The organism is Pseudomonas sp. 15A4 (assembly GCF_016925575.1).
GTDB lineage: Bacteria > Pseudomonadota > Gammaproteobacteria > Pseudomonadales > Pseudomonadaceae > Aquipseudomonas.
This window is the reverse complement of the sequence record NZ_CP068986.1, coordinates 2271210-2286137: the sequence shown is the minus strand read 5'-3', so window position 1 is coordinate 2286137 and position 14928 is coordinate 2271210. Positions and strand designations below refer to the sequence as shown.

At 62.0% G+C, this 14928-nt stretch carries 11 protein-coding genes, 3 pseudogenes and 1 riboswitch; of the genes and pseudogenes, 10 read left to right on the top strand and 4 right to left on the bottom strand.

Translation table 11 applies throughout. The features are described from left to right. Positions 1-85: 85 nt before the first annotated feature. Together JN403_RS10285 and JN403_RS10280 are read left to right on the top strand one after the other, a co-directional pair. Positions 86-1026: pseudogene (locus tag JN403_RS10285) on the top strand (folate-binding protein YgfZ). 97 nt (positions 1027-1123) lie between these two features. After that, positions 1124-1945, top strand: a complete 822-nt coding sequence (locus JN403_RS10280) for an HDOD domain-containing protein (RefSeq protein ID WP_205486898.1) — start codon at positions 1124-1126, stop codon at positions 1943-1945. Between the two features lie 18 nt (positions 1946-1963). Here JN403_RS10280 and JN403_RS10275 read toward each other — a convergent pair whose 3' ends face one another. Both JN403_RS10275 and JN403_RS10270 read right to left on the bottom strand, forming a co-directional pair. Further along, positions 1964-3388 (bottom strand): sensor histidine kinase, encoded by a 1425-nt coding sequence (locus JN403_RS10275; protein ID WP_205486897.1) that lies wholly within the window; start codon positions 3386-3388, stop codon positions 1964-1966. Further along, entirely contained in the window at positions 3381-4052 is a 672-nt protein-coding gene (locus JN403_RS10270; protein WP_205486896.1) for a response regulator, read from the bottom strand. Before JN403_RS10270 ends, JN403_RS10275 begins: the two co-directional genes overlap by 8 nt. 472 nt (positions 4053-4524) lie before the next feature. Here JN403_RS10270 and JN403_RS10265 point away from each other — a divergent pair, with 472 nt between their 5' ends. The 4 genes and pseudogenes from JN403_RS10265 (at position 4525) to JN403_RS10250 (ending at position 8577) form a co-directional block, all read left to right on the top strand. Continuing rightward, positions 4525-5505, top strand: a complete 981-nt coding sequence (locus JN403_RS10265) for a tripartite tricarboxylate transporter substrate binding protein (RefSeq protein WP_205486895.1) — start codon at positions 4525-4527, stop codon at positions 5503-5505. A 75-nt stretch (positions 5506-5580) separates the two neighbouring features. Further along, positions 5581-6039 carry a tripartite tricarboxylate transporter TctB family protein gene (locus JN403_RS10260; protein WP_205486894.1) on the top strand — a complete coding sequence of 153 codons (459 nt, stop codon included), beginning with the start codon at positions 5581-5583 and terminating at the stop codon, positions 6037-6039. A 1-nt stretch (position 6040) separates the two neighbouring features. Then, complete coding sequence (locus JN403_RS10255) at positions 6041-7555, top strand: tripartite tricarboxylate transporter permease (protein ID WP_065992418.1); 1515 nt, start codon at positions 6041-6043, stop codon at positions 7553-7555. Next, a pseudogene (locus JN403_RS10250) lies at positions 7548-8577 on the top strand (AbrB family transcriptional regulator). Before JN403_RS10255 ends, JN403_RS10250 begins: the two are co-directional and overlap by 8 nt. Positions 8578-8757: 180 nt before the next feature. Here the strand turns inward: JN403_RS10250 and ung are convergent. Further along, positions 8758-9453, bottom strand: coding sequence for a uracil-DNA glycosylase (gene ung / locus JN403_RS10245; RefSeq protein WP_205486893.1), 696 nt, complete (start codon positions 9451-9453; stop codon positions 8758-8760). A gap of 171 nt (positions 9454-9624) precedes the next feature. Here ung and JN403_RS10240 point away from each other — a divergent pair. After that, a pseudogene (locus tag JN403_RS10240) lies at positions 9625-10736 on the top strand (enoyl-CoA hydratase/isomerase family protein). A gap of 477 nt (positions 10737-11213) precedes the next feature. On the opposite strand, the gene JN403_RS10235 reads toward JN403_RS10240, so the two are convergent. Further along, positions 11214-11819 (bottom strand): hypothetical protein, encoded by a 606-nt coding sequence (locus JN403_RS10235; protein ID WP_240356884.1) that lies wholly within the window; start codon positions 11817-11819, stop codon positions 11214-11216. 277 nt (positions 11820-12096) lie between these two features. After that, positions 12097-12199, top strand: a riboswitch (guanidine-I (ykkC/yxkD leader). Between the two features lie 61 nt (positions 12200-12260). On the opposite strand from JN403_RS10235, the gene JN403_RS10230 reads away from it, so the two are divergent. Genes JN403_RS10230 through JN403_RS10220 form a run of 3 tightly spaced genes read left to right on the top strand, consistent with a single transcriptional unit; the run spans position 12261 to position 14923 of the window. After that, positions 12261-13328 carry a putative urea ABC transporter substrate-binding protein gene (locus JN403_RS10230; RefSeq protein WP_205486892.1) on the top strand — a complete coding sequence of 356 codons (1068 nt, stop codon included), beginning with the start codon at positions 12261-12263 and terminating at the stop codon, positions 13326-13328. A gap of 18 nt (positions 13329-13346) precedes the next feature. Beyond that, the gene (locus tag JN403_RS10225) at positions 13347-14162 is read left to right on the top strand and encodes an ABC transporter permease (RefSeq protein WP_205486891.1); all 816 of its coding nucleotides are present in this window, start codon (positions 13347-13349) and stop codon (positions 14160-14162) included. Continuing rightward, entirely contained in the window at positions 14159-14923 is a 765-nt protein-coding gene (locus tag JN403_RS10220) for an ABC transporter ATP-binding protein (protein ID WP_205486890.1), read from the top strand. The genes JN403_RS10225 and JN403_RS10220 overlap by 4 nt, the downstream gene beginning before the upstream one ends. Positions 14924-14928 lie beyond the last annotated feature (5 nt).

Sequence of the window (14928 nt, the reverse complement as noted above, 5' to 3'; positions counted from 1 at the left end):
GCAGTTAGTCGCAGCTTTTTGCGTATACCCATTAGCGACACGCGGCACTATGATGGTGCCCCAGACTTCTACCCTGCGATGACTCATGGCCGTTCCAGCATTTTTCTGCCCCCTGTCCCACGAAGGTGTGCTCGCCGTTCGCGGCGTGGATGCCGGCAAGTTCCTGCAAGGCCAACTGACTTGCAACATCGACTACCTCAGCGAAGCCAGGGCTACCCTCGGGGCGCGCTGCACACAGAAAGGCCGCATGCAGTCCAGCTTTCGCATCCTGCTTGAAGGCGACGGCGTATTGCTGGCAATGGCCAGCGAGCTGATCGACGCGCAATTGCTGGATCTGAAGAAGTACGCCGTCTTCTCCAAATCCAAATTGACCGACGAAAGCGCGTCCTGGGTGCGATTCGGCCTGCAAGACGGCGACGGCGCGCTGGTCAGCCTGGGCCTTGATCTTGCGCAGGAGACCGACTCGGTCGTCCGCGCCAATGACCTGATTGCCATTCGCGTCTCCCCTGCCCGCGCCGAATTGTGGGTACGTGCCGAACACGCCGATGACGTGCGCAGCCGCCTGATCGCCCACGTGCCGGAAGCCCCCTCAACGACTGGCTGCTGGGGCAGATCCGCGCCGGCATTGGCCAGGTGTTCGGGCAGACCCGTGAAGAATTGATTCCGCAGATGATCAATCTGCAAGCCGTGGGCGGAGTGAGCTTCAAGAAAGGTTGCTACACCGGCCAGGAAATCGTGGCGCGGATGCAATACCTCGGCAAGCTGAAACGCCGGCTGTACCGCCTGACTATGGGCGGCAGCGAAGTGCCCGAGCCGGGTGTTGCATTGTTTTCGCCCGTACATTCGAGTGCAGTAGGCAACGTTGTGATCGCGGCCCGGTCTGATGTCGGGATCGAGGTGCTGGCGGTTGTGCAGGCGGATGCGGCGGAAGATGGTCAAATCCATCTTGGCGCGGCAGATGGCCCGAACCTGCAACTAGGTGAATTGCCATACACGCTCGACGCGAAGCTCGAAACACAGCGTTGAACCCGGTTGAAGCATGTGCGAGACGTCAGCGTAGTCACCAGCGCCGTCCCCTCGAGTGGACGGCCGCTGGCCGGAATGCAATGTCCAGAGATCCAATATGAGTAGCATGGCTGACGAAGTGCAGAGGGATCTGATCAAGGCGATCGACAAGGATGCTCTGTTTCTGCCAACTCTCCCGGAAGTCGCGCTGAGGATCCGCTTGGCGGCGGAAGACTCGGAAATCTCCATTGCGGCGCTGAGCAAAGTCATCGGCAGCGACACGGCGCTTTCCGCCCGACTGATCAAAGTCGTCAACAGCCCCCTGCTGCGGCCCAACTTCGAAGTCAGCGACGTGCTGACCGCGGTTCGACGTCTGGGCGTGAACTACAGCAGTAACCTGGCCATCGGGCTGGTGGTGGAGCAGATGTTTCACGCCAAGTCCGCCGTCATCGAAGCCAAGATGCGCGACATCTGGAAACTCAGCATGCAGGTGGCCGGGGTCTGTAATGTCCTGAGCTACCGCAGCACACGACTGAAGGCCGACAAGGCCACGCTGGCCGGGCTCATTCACCTCATTGGTGTGCTGCCGATCCTGACCTACGCCGAGGACAACTACGAGTTGCTTTCCGACCCTATCAGCCTCAATCACGTCATCGAGCGCATTCATCCGATCATCGGTGAGAGGCTGCTGCGGTCATGGGATTTCCCGGACGCCCTGGCGATCGTGCCTCGGGAATTCCAGAGTTTCAGCCGTGTCTCGGGTCAGGCTGACTACGTTGACCTGGTGCAGGTCGCGACGATTCATATTCATGAAATGAACGGCACGCCTTACCCGAACCTGAGCTTCAAGTCCGTGCCGGCGGTAGCGCAGCTGGGCCTGAACATGGCCGACGGCGGACTTATCAATGAGATGAACGAGGCGATGACGCTGCTGTACTGATCGCTATGGCTTGCCCGGTCAAACCAGCCCCACCAGTCCCGACTCCGGCACCATAAAGCTCACCCTTACTTTCAAGCCCCGTTGCGCGCCGTCGTGCAAGGTGATGCGCGCCAAATGTGCCCTGCAGATTTCTCCCACAATCGCCAACCCCAGGCCCGAACCCTTGCTCTGCTGATTGCGCCGGTAGAAGCGCTCGAACACCCGGTCACGCTCGTGGGCCGGGATGCCGGGGCCGTCGTCCTCGACTTCCAGCACGCAGGGGGCATGGACACGCAGAATCACATTGCCGCCCGCCGGGGTATGGGCCAGGGCGTTATCCACCAGATTGCTCAGCAGTTCGTTGAGCAACGTGGGTTCGCCGCGCATCCACACCGGTTCGTCGGCTTCCAGCGCCAATGCCACACCCCGGGCGTGGGCCAGCGGCGCCATGGCCATGCCCAGTTCACGGGCCAGTTGGCTGAGGTCGAGCAACTGCGCCCCACCTTCGGCGATGGCCCGCGCGCCATTTTCGATGCGCGCCAGCGACAACAACTGGTTGGCCAGATGGGTCAGTTTGTCGGTGCCGGATGCCGCGCTTTCGAGGGTGTTGCGCCATGCCGCAGGCTCGTGGTCTCGCAGACCCAGCTCCAGTCGCGCTTTCAATGCCGCCAGCGGCGTTCGCAACTCATGGGCCGCGTCAGCGATAAATTGCGCCTGACGCTCAAACTGCATCCGCAGCCTTTCGGTGAAGTGGTTAAGCGAGCTGACCAGCGGGCGCAACTCGTGCTGAACCTCGACCAGCGGCAGCGAGCGCAAATCGTCAGGCTGGCGTTCTTCCACCGCCGTGCGCAGGCGATCCAGGGGTCGCAATGCGGCGCTGACCGTGAACCAGACCAGCAACAACGCGCCGCTGCCGAGCATGCCCAGACGCAGCAGGGTGTCGGCCATCAAGGCCTGAGCCATGTCCACCCGGGCTTCTTCGGTTTCCGCCACGCGAATCTCGGCCATGCCGTTCATGTTCGGTTCGCTGACGGCCTTGAGCAGGCTGACCACCCGTACGTCCTGGCCTTGATAACGGCCGCTGTAGAACTTGGCGAGGGCCGGGTACGCGTCGGTGCGCGGCGTGCCCGGCGGCGGCGCGGGGATGTTTTCGTAGCCCGAAATGAGCTTTTGATTGATGTCGTTGACCTGGTAGTAAATGCGTCCCGCGCTGTCGTAGGCGAAGGTATCCAGGGCCACGTAGGGTACGTCGGCGCTGAGGGTGCCGTCGCGCTCCGACAGCCCGGCGGCGATGGTCCGCGCCGAGGCCAGCAGGGTGCGATCGTAGGCGGTGTCTGCTGCTTCGCGTCCGTTCCAGTAGGCGCTCATGCCGCTGGCGATCATCAGCACCACCAGCAGCAATCCCAGGTTCCACAGCAAACGCCAGCGCAGGCTGTTTTCGGCTGCGGGAAACGGATTAAGCATCGCGGCTTTCCAGCAGGTAACCCAGGCCCCGGAACGTCACGATCGCGATCGGGTGCCCGTCCAGCTTCTTACGCAGGCGGTGCACATAGATTTCGATGGCGTCGGCGCTGGCCTCTTCGTCCAGCCCAAACACTTGCGCGGCCAGTTGATCTTTGCTCATGACCCGACCGGGCCGGGCGATCAATGATTCGAGCACCGATTGTTCTCGGGAGGTCAGGGTGAGCAGTTCTTCACCGAGTGTGAACCTTCGGGTGTCGAGGTCGTAGACCAGCTCGCCGCAGCGTTGCTGGCGTTCGCCACCGAGCACGCTGCGGCGCAGCAACGCCTTGACCCGAGCTTCCAGCTCCGACAGTTCAAAGGGTTTGGCCAGGTAGTCATCGGCGCCGAGGTTCAGGCCGTGGACCCTGTCCTTGACGTCGCTGCGGGCAGTCAGCATCAGCACCGGAGTGTTCTTGCCCCGCGCCCGCAGACGTGCCAGCACCTCGAAACCGTCCATGCGCGGCAGGCCGACATCGAGCACCACCGCGGCATAGTCTTCGCTGCTCAGGGCCAGATCAGCTGCAACGCCGTCGTGCAGAACGTCAACGGTCAGGCCGCTGCTCTTGAGCGCCAGCGCGACACTTTCAGCCAGTTGCAGATGATCTTCGACGAGCAGGACACGCATCGACTTCTCCCGAGTGAGCATTTTATGGGCGGAGTTTACAGGCGCGCCGCCGTCAGGGAAGGCTCGGTGCGCGGGAAAGCCACCCTCCGATCTGGAAGCGGATCAGGTGAACGCTTTCTGAAAGGTAGTTGAAAGGTTGATGAAAGCTTCGCTGATTAGGATCCCGTCACGACTTGTCACGATTGCGTCCCGCGTGACGCTGCTGATGCCAGGGTCGTGACGAAAAACGCCTTGATGCGTTTTCAACAATAAGAACAATATCGGAGTCATCAGTGATGCCCTCACTGCAATCCTCGGCCCTCGTGCCGCCTGAATCCCGTTGTGTTTACTGTTCACCTCGCAGCCCTGTTGCGCGGTGTTTCGTCACGTCCGCATCTTGTCGGCCGACCCTTTCGCGAGGCCGTGAGATAACTGCCTGACGAACGTACGACTGCCTGCCCCATTAAAACAACAACTCCTCTGGAGACGGACCATGAACCTATCGTTGCGCCATATCAGCGTTGCCGCCAGCTGCCTGCTGATGGCCACCCAATTGTGGGCCGCCGAGCCCAATCGTCCTGAATGCATCGCGCCGGCCTCGCCCGGCGGCGGCTTCGACCTGACCTGCAAGCTGGCGCAAAGCGCGCTGATCAACGAGAAGATCCTTTCCAAACCGATGCGCGTCACCTACATGCCGGGCGGCGTCGGCGCCGTGGCGTACAACGCGGTGGTCGCTCAGCGCCCGGCCGACGCCGGCACACTGGTGGCCTGGTCCAGCGGTTCGTTGTTGAACCTGGCCCAGGGCAAGTTCGGCCGTTTCGACGAGAACGCCGTGCGCTGGCTGGCCGCCGTCGGCACCAGCTACGGCGCGATCGCGGTCAAGGCTGATTCGCCCTACAAGAACCTCGACGATCTCGTTAAAGCCCTGAAAGCCGACCCGGGCAAAGTGGTCATCGGCTCCGGCGGCACCGTGGGCAGCCAGGACTGGATGCAGACCGCGCTGATCGCCAAGGCTGCCAAAATCAACCCGCGCGAACTGCGTTACGTCGCCCTGGAAGGCGGCGGTGAAATCGCCACTGCCCTGCTCGGCGGCCACATTCAAGTGGGCTCCACCGACATTTCCGATTCCATGCCGCACATCCTCAGCGGCGACATGCGCTTGCTGGCAGTGTTCTCCGAAGAGCGTCTGGACGAGCCGGAAATGAAGAACATCCCGACCGCCAAAGAACAAGGCTACGACATCGTCTGGCCGGTGGTGCGCGGTTTCTATCTGGGGCCAAAGGTCTCGGACGAGGACTACAACTGGTGGAAAGCGGCCTTCGACAAGCTGCTGGCCTCGGAAGACTTCGCCAAGCTGCGCGATCAGCGTGAGCTGTTCCCGTTCGCCATGACCGGTGAAGAGCTCGACAAGTATGTGAAAACCCGCGTCGCCGAGTACAAGACGCTGGCCAAGGAATTCGGCCTGATTCAGTGACTGAACTGCATAGACCGGTCTTCGATTGACTGAGGATTGCGCCGCCTGCGCGGTGGCGTGATCCGGGAGTTTTCCATGGTGATACAACGACTTTTCGCTGTCGTGCTGCTGCTGGTCTGCATCGGTCTGGCAATGATGGCCTGGCCTTATCAGGCGCCGTTTTCCTACGAACCGGTTGGCCCCCGCGCCTTCCCGCTGCTCATGCTGGCGCTGATGGGTATTTCGCTGCTGTATATGGCGATCCGTCCGACGCCGATCGTGCATTCCGAGGAAGAGCCGGCGCTGGACCGTCCGACGCTGATCAAGATCGGTATCTGTACCCTGCTGTTGCTGGTGTTCGCCGGGCTGTTCGAGCCGCTGGGCTTTGTATTGAGCAGCATCCTGATCGGCATTCCCATGGCGCGCTTGTACGGCGGCCGCTGGCTTCCGAGTGTCGTGATCATCATCTTCATGAGCATCGCGCTGTACGTGCTGTTCGACAAAGTGATGGATGTGCCCCTGCCCCTCGGCCTGCTCGACGTTCTGGAGAATTGATATGGACACTCTCGGCTATCTCGGCCAGGGCTTCGGCGTCGCGCTGACCCCTTACAACTTGATCACCGCCCTGTCCGGCACGCTGATCGGCACCGTCGTCGGCCTGCTGCCCGGGCTGGGCCCGATCAATGGCGTGGCGCTGTTGATCCCCATCGCATTCGCGTTGGGCCTGCCGCCGGAGTCGGCGTTGATTCTGCTGGCGGCGGTGTACCTGGGCTGCGAATACGGCGGCCGCATCAGCTCCATTCTGCTCAACATTCCGGGCGAAGCATCGACTGTGATGACAGCGCTGGACGGTTACCCAATGGCGCGTCAGGGCATGGCCGGTGTGGCGTTGTCGCTGTCGGCGTGGAGTTCGTTCATTGGCGCGTTCATCGCCACCTGCGGCATGGTCATGTTCGCGCCGCTGCTGGCGAAATGGGCAATTGCCTTCGGCCCGGCGGAATACTTCGTGCTGATGGTGTTCGCCATTGTCTGCCTGGGTGGCATGGCCGGTGATCGGCCGCTGAAGACCTTTGTCGCTGCGCTGATCGGGCTGTTTCTGTCGAGCATCGGTATCGACGCCAACAGCGGCGTGTACCGTTTCACCGGCGACAACATCCATCTGGCTGACGGCATTCAGTTCGTCGTGCTGGTGCTGGGTCTGTTCTCGATCAGTGAAATTCTGTTGCTGCTGGAGAAAACCCACCGCGGGCAGGAAGCGGTGAAAGCCACCGGGCGCATGATGTTCAACTTCAAGGAGGCCAGTTCGGTCTTTTGGGTGAACATCCGTTGCGGCTTGATGGGCTTCATCATGGGCGTGCTGCCAGGTGCAGGTGCAACGCTGGCCAGCGCCGTGACTTACATGTCCGAGAAACGCATCGCCGGCGCAAGTGGCAAGTTCGGACAGGGCGACATGCGCGGTCTGGCCGCTCCGGAGACCGCCATTGGCGCGACGGCCTGCGGCGCACTGGTGCCGATGCTGACCCTGGGCGTGCCGGGTTCGGGTACCACGGCGGTGATGATCGGCGCCCTGTCGCTGTACAACATCACGCCGGGACCGCTGCTGTTTCAACAGCAACCGGACATCGTCTGGGGCCTGATCGCGTCGTTGTTCGTCGCCAACATCATGCTGGTGATCCTCAACATCCCGATGATCCGCATCTTCACCCGCATCCTGTCCGTACCGAACTGGGCACTGGTGCCGGTGATCGCGATCATCACCGGAATCGGCGTCTACGCGGTGCATGCCACCACCTTCGACCTGTTCCTGATGGTCGGTATCGGCATCTTCGGCTACATCTTGCGCAAGCTGGATTTCCCGCTGTCGCCGATTCTGCTGGGGTTCATCCTTGGTGGGCTGATGGAGCAGAACCTGCGCCGCGCGTTGTCGATTTCCAATGGCGGGCTGGAAATCCTGTGGTCTAGCCCGATCACCCTGGGCATGTGGGTAGTGACCGCATTCATGCTGGTGTTCCCGCTGATCCGCATCTGGCGCAAGCGCTCCAGACAGCGTCGCGCGCTGGCCGATGTCTGACCGGCCATTCAGCACATGGTGGGGTACGCCGCTGGTCGGCCTGCTGGGGGATTTCTCGCCAGTCAGGTCGGCTGGCCACTGCCCTGGATGGTCGGCTCGTTGCTGGCAATCATCCTGGTGCGCTGCCTCACGCCCTGGCAGCTGGCTGAAATCCCCGGCGGCCGCAAAGGCGGCCAATGGGTGGTCGGCATCGGCATCGGCCTGCACTTCACCCCCGTCGTCATCGAACAAGTCCTCTCCCACTTCGGCCTGATCTTTATCGGCGCACTGGTGACCAGCGTTTCCAGCGTGGTCGGTGTGTGGCTGATGCTGCGCACTGGCGAAGACCGCGCCACGGCGTTCTTTTCCAGCATGCCCGGCGGTTCGGGCGAGATGGTCAACCTCGGCGCACGCAACGGCGCGATTCTCAGCAACGTCGCCGCCGGGCAGAGTCTGCGGGTGCTGGCGGTGGTGCTGTGCGTGCCGGCGATCTTCAAATACCTGATGGGCGACGGCGGCCCGCCTTCCCACGCGACGGTGGTGGATTGGCGGTGGCTGATGCTGCTGTTTCCGCTGGGTGCGTTGGTGGCCTGGGGCTGGGAGCGGTTGAAGCAGCCTAATCCGTGGTTATTCGGACCGTTGCTGATCAGCGCGGTCATCAGCGTCAGTTTCGATTTGCACATCGGCCTGCCCCAGGGTGGCAGTCAGCTGGGGCAGTGGCTGATCGGCAGCGGTCTGGGCTGCCACTTCAACCGCGCGTTCTTTCGTCGTGCGCCGTCGTTTATCGGTCGCACGCTGCTGGGGACAGCGCTGACCATGAGCATCGCGGCGTTCTGCGCACTGGGCTTGAGCACGCTGACTCATCTGGATTTACGCTCGTTGACGCTGGGGATGATGCCGGGGGGATCGCAGAAATGAGCCTGACGGCGGAGGTGCTGCAACTGTCGGTGCCACTGGTGACAGCAATGCAAGTGATGCGGTTGTTGTTTGTGTTGTTCCTGGCCGAGCCGTTGTTTCGGTATTGGGATCGACGGCTGGGTTGAGGCCTCGCTCTCATCAAACATGGCACTACCGCATAAGTATCTGCCGACATACAAATTGTGGGAGCGAGCTTGCTCGCGAAGAAGTCAGTACATCCGCCAAATTTTCAGCGGTTGAAACTCCGTCTTCGTGAGCAAGCTCCACTCCCACAGGGTCCGTGTCCCTCCTGGCGTAATCCCGCGCTAGGCAACAGGCGGCAATCGCCACTCGATCGGCGCCATGCCGTTCTGCTCCAGAAACTTGTTTGCCAGACCAAAATGCCCGCAGCCGATAAACCCTTTGTAGGCCGACAGCGGCGACGGGTGCACGGCGGTCAGGATCAGGTGCTTGGAGGCATCGATCAGTTTTTTCTTGCTCTGCGCATGGGCGCCCCACAGCAGGAACACCAGGTGCGGCTGATGGGCGCTGACGGTTTCAATGATCTTGTCGGTGAAGTGCTGCCAGCCTTTGCCGGCATGAGAAGCGGCGTTGGCGCGCTCGACAGTGAGCGTGGTGTTGAGCATCAAAACGCCCTGATCGGCCCAGGATTGCAGATAGCCGTGATTGGGGATGTCGATGTTCAGGTCACGCTTGAGCTCTTTGTAGATGTTGACCAGCGAAGGCGGCGCCGGCACGCCTGGTTGCACCGAGAAGCAGAGGCCGTGGGCCTGATTGGGGCCGTGATAAGGATCCTGACCGAGGATGACCACTTTCACGTTATCCAGCGGCGTCGAGTTCAGCGCATTGAAGATCAGCGGGCCCGGCGGATAGATTTCCTTGCCCGCCGCATGCTCCTGACGCAGAAAGTCGCGCAGCTCGCCCATATAAGGCTTCTCGAACTCGTCGCGCAGGGCCTGCTTCCAGCTGGCCTCCAGTTTGATACGGTCGTCGTTTGTCATGGTGTGATCCGGCAGAAACAATGCGCAACTTTAGGGACTGTGGCTGATTATTTCCAGCGCGGCGCCGTCGGATGTTCCTACACTCGTTCACAGCCGCCGGTTTGCAACTTCCGGGCGTCGAGGGGACTCACAACTCTCGATAGATCCCCGTACCACTGACAAGAGGTCACGATGAATCTGCAATTTGAAGAGCTCACCGCAACGGACGGCGCCCGCCTGGGCATCGCCACGCTGGATGCGGAAAAATCCCTCAATGCCCTGTCGCTGCCGATGATTCTCGCGTTGCAGGACCGCTTGAATGAATGGGCCAGCGACCCGCAAATCGTCTGCGTATTGCTGCGCGGCAATGGTGAAAAAGCCTTCTGTGCCGGTGGCGACGTGCGAGCGCTGGTCGAGGCCGGGCGCGGTCAGCCGGGCACGGTCCCGCCCCTGGCTGCGCAGTTTTTCGCCGCGGAATATCGACTGGATTACACGCTGCACACCTATCCCAAACCGCTGATCTGCTGGGGCCACGGCTATGTGCTGGGCGGCGGCATGGGCCTTCTGCAGGGGGCGAGCATCCGCGTCGTCACGCCAAGCAGCCGTCTGGCGATGCCGGAGATCAGCATCGGCCTGTTTCCTGACGTCGGCGCCAGCTGGTTCCTGTCGCGACTGCCGGGCAAATTGGGGCTGTTTCTCGGATTGACCGGCGCGCACATCAACGGCCGTGACGCGCTGGATCTCGGGCTCGCTGATCGCTTTCTGCTGGACGATCAGCAGGAGGAAATGATTGACCGGCTGCTGCAACTCAACTGGCAGGAACAGACGAAGGTGCAACTGACCAGCCTGTTCCGGGCGCTGCAACTGGAGGCGGTGGATCAGATGCCCCCGCGCAATGGCTGCCTCGGCGCGAGAACCTTGATGAGTTGCTGGACGTGGCCGACGCACCGAGTGCCTGGAGTGCGTTGAAACATCACCTGAATGGCGATGACCTGTTATTGGCCAAGGCGGCGAAAACCATGACCGACGGCTGCCCGATGACCGCGCATCTGGTGTGGGAGCAGATTGAGCGAGCGCGACATCTGTCGCTGGCCGAGGTGTTCCAGATGGAATACACCATGGCGCTCAACTGCTGCCGACATCCCGAGTTCGCTGAGGGTGTTCGCGCTCGGCTGATCGATAAGGACCAAAAGCCTCACTGGCATTGGCAGGACATCGCCACCATTCCGCTGGCGGTGGTGGACGCGCACTTCGAGAAGGCCTGGGAAGGACGGCACCCGCTGGCGGATTTGTCGGAGTATTGAGATTGGGCGTTCGTTCATGTTACTGACGAAACGCACGCATTTAGTGGGACCGGCTTCAGCCGGGAAGGCATCGTACGTCACACTGCAAAACTGATGGTGCCTGCGCTGTCCTCTTCCCGGCTAAAGCCGGTCCCACTATTGGAATGCGTATCCCTGTAGGACTGGCTTTAGCCAGGAAGGCGTCAGGTGCTGCACCGCACGTGTGAGGGGGAATTCACGGGCCTCTTCCCGGCTGAAGCCGGTCCCACTATTGGAATGCGTATCCCTGTAGGACTGGCTTTAGCCAGGAAGGCGTCAGGTGCTGCACCGCACACATGAGGGTGAATGGACGGGCCACTTCCCGGCTGAAGCCTGTCCCACTATTGGAATGCGTTTCCCCTGTAGGACTGGCTTTAGCCGGGAAGGCGTCGGGTGGTGCACCTCAACCGTGAGATTCATCCCATAAAAAACGGCGCTCCTCGGAGCGCCGTTTTTGCGTTACTCAGCGATTGCCGCCGCCTCGTCCGCCTGGTCCGCCGTGACCACCACGACCGAAACCGCCATCTCCCCGGTGGCCACCTCCGCCGGGCCCAAAGCCGGGACGTGGTCCGCCGCCACCGCCACCTCCGGGATTGCCATGCCAGCCACCCCCACCGGGGCCGGGGCCATTTCCGCCACCGGGTCGCGGACCTGGAGGCGAAGGGCGATAGCCATTGCCGCCGCCGTGATAACCGCCGCCGTTGTAGCCACCCCCGCCGTGGTACCCGCCGCCATTCCAGTTGCCGCCACCATAACCCGGGCGACCGCCGTAATCAGGGCGTCCATAACCGGGGCGTCCGTAGCCAGGCCCGTAATAACGGGGTGGCGGAGCGTAATAACGTGGAGGGGCGCATAGTAGCGAGGCGCCGAGTAATAACGCGGCGAGGAGTAATACACCGCCCCTGCCGAATACACCGGAGCGACCGGACGGTAACTCTCGTACACGTAACCGCTGCTGTAGCCACTGCTATAGATCGGCTGCGTGTAGCTTTCTGATTCGTAATAACCTCCGTAACAACCTGCCAGGGACAACGTCATCAAAGCGGTAAGCAATCGTCGATACATGGCGGCCTCCCGGACCGCGGTAGAGCTCGAACCAGCGGCGCTGGTCGGCGTTCCCGAAACTGCCGAGAACGCTAACTCAGACTCTTGAATCATGAGCGAGTGCCCCACCGCGGTCCCCAGCCGCCAGACGGCGCCCTGCATCAGTGCACGCCTTGTCCTTCGTCAAACGACCTGTGCCCGCGCGGCTCAGGCGGCACAAGGGTTTGCGCAACTTGGCACAACTCTCGCTTGAGGGAGCTTGTGCAGGAGTCACCTCAGGTTCGCGGCACCACAATTTGCAATAGCCGACTAGGGTTCCGGCTCGCCTTTCAGCGAGTGGCTGGTCCGAGAGTTGGCGACCTCCAGTAGAGGTTACACGGCGGGATAAAAGCCCGGGAGACAGGACACCAGTGGTGTCGCCGTGCTCCTGACCGTCCCTTTTCGCTACTGGAGACACCCCCAATGCAAAAGTCCCGTCTGTTCAGCCTGCTCACCGCCGGCGTCTTCGCCGCATTGAGCCTTTCGGCCACCGCCGCCCCGAAGAAAGATTTCGACGTCTGCTGGACCATTTATGCCGGCTGGATGCCATGGGAATACGCAGGGACTCAAGGCATCGTCGACAAGTGGGCCAAGAAGTACGGCATCCACATCAAAGTCACCCAGCTCAACGACTACGTCGAATCCATCAACCAGTACACCGCCGGCCAGTTCGACGGTTGCACCATGACCAACATGGACGCCCTCACCATTCCTGCCGCCGGCGGCGTTGAAAGCACCGCGCTGGTGGTCAGCGATTTCTCCAACGGCAACGACGGCATCGTCATAAAGGGCGACGGCAAGAAAGTCACCGACCTCAAGGGCATGGACGTCAATCTGGTCGAGCTGTCGGTGTCCCACTACCTCCTCGCCCGCGCGCTCGACTCGGTGGACCTGACCGAAAAAGACCTGAAAGTCGTCAACACCTCCGACGCCGACATCGCCGCCGCTTTCAACACCAGTGAGGTCAAGGCCGTCACCACCTGGAACCCGATGCTCTCGGAGATCAAGGCCAAGCCCGGCGTCACCGAAGTGTTCGACTCCAGCAAGATCCCCGGCGAGATCATGGACATGATGGTGGTCAACACCCAGACCCTGAAAGACAACCCGGCCTTGGGCAAAGCCCTGACCGGCGCGTGGTTTGAAGTGGTGGCGCTGATGAACGCCAAGTCCGCCGAATCCAAAGCCGCGCTGGAACACATGGCCCAGGCGTCGGGCACCGATCTGGCCGGCTTCCAGTCGCAACTGGACACCACCAAGCTGTTCGCCACGCCTAAAGAGGCGCTGGAGTTTGCCACCAGCAAACAACTGCCGGCCACCATGCGTAAGGTCGCCGATTTCTCCTTCGACCACGGCCTGCTCGGCGAAGGCGCCAAAGACGCCAGCGCCGTCGGCATGACCTTCGCCAACAGCGTCACCGAAGGCGACAAGGCCAACCTCAAGCTGCACTTCGACACAAGCTACGTGCAGATGGCTGCCGACGGCACGCTGTAAAAACCAAAGGTCTTTGCCATGCGTTTGATAAACCGCCGCCCGGATCGCGCCAGTCGCCTGATCCTGGTGCTCCTGCCGTTCGCCCTGTTGCTGTTCGCCTATTTCACGGGCTCGGCGACACGGCTGACGGAAAACCCCAACGACAAGCTGCTGCCCAGCGCCGTGCAGATGACCGATGCGATCAAACGGGTGGCGTTCGTGCCCGATCAACGCACCGGCGAATACATCCTCTGGCAGGACACGGGGGCCAGTCTCAAGCGACTGGCAATCGGGCTGGCGATCAGCGCCGTAGTCGGGTTGTGCCTGGGCATCGCTTCGGGAGTACTGCCGTTGTTCAGCGCGCCACTGTCGCCGCTGCTGACGGTGCTGTCGATGGTGCCGCCGCTGGCGATTCTGCCGATCCTGTTCATCGTCTTTGGTCTGGGCGAGCTGTCGAAGGTGATGCTCATCGTCATCGGCATCACGCCGGTGCTGGCCCGTGACCTGGAGCAGCGCGCCCGGGAGATACCGGTCGAGCTGCTGATCAAGGCGCAAACCCTGGGCGCCTCGACCTGGACGCTGATCCTGCGGGTGGTGCTGCCGCAATTGCTGCCGCGCCTGTTGATCTCGCTGCGGCTGGTGCTGGGGTCGGCGTGGCTGTTTCTGATCGCGGCCGAAGCCATCGCCTCCACCGACGGTCTGGGTTACCGGATCTTTCTGGTGCGGCGCTATCTGGCGATGGACATGATTCTGCCCTACGTGTTGTGGATCACCCTCCTCGCCTGGCTGATGGACTGGGGCCTGAAAGCCCTCACCCGCAAAGCGTTCCCGTGGTACGAGGGGGCACGCCCATGAGCTTCATTTCGGTCAAAAACGTCTGGCAGCAATACGGCGATCAGGTGGTGCTCGAAGGCCTGAACCTGAGCATTGCCGAAGGCGAGTTCTGCACCCTGGTGGGCGCGTCGGGCTGCGGCAAATCGACCTTCCTGCGCCTGCTGCTCGGCCAGGAAGTCGCCAGCAAAGGCACGATTCTGCTGGACGGTCAGCCGCTGGCGAAGGAACCGGATTCGACCCGTGGCGTGGTGTTCCAGCGCTATTCGGTGTTCCCGCACTTGTCGGTGCTGGACAACGTTGCCCTGGGCTTGGAGTTGCCGCGCTCGGCGTTGCTCGGGCGGCTGTTCGGCGCCGCCAAGCGTGACGCCCGGGAACAGGCGGCGGCGCTGTTGCACAAGGTCGGCCTCGATCACGCGCTGGACAAGTACCCGACGCAACTGTCGGGTGGCATGCAACAGCGTCTGGCCATCGCCCAGGCGCTGATCATGAAGCCAAGGGTTTTGTTGCTGGACGAGCCCTTCGGCGCCCTCGACCCCGGCATCCGCAAGGACATGCATGGGCTGCTGCTGGAGCTGTGGCGGGAGACCAAACTGACGGTGTTCATGGTCACCCACGACCTGTCCGAAGGCTTCAACCTCGGCACTCGGCTGCTGGTGTTCGACAAGGTCCGCATCGACCCGCACGCCCCCAGCGCCTATGGCGCGCGCATCACTTACGACATTCCCCTGAACAGCGATCGTCGCGCCGCCCGCGTGGCGCTTGATTCGCTGAAAACGGCTTGAAGGAC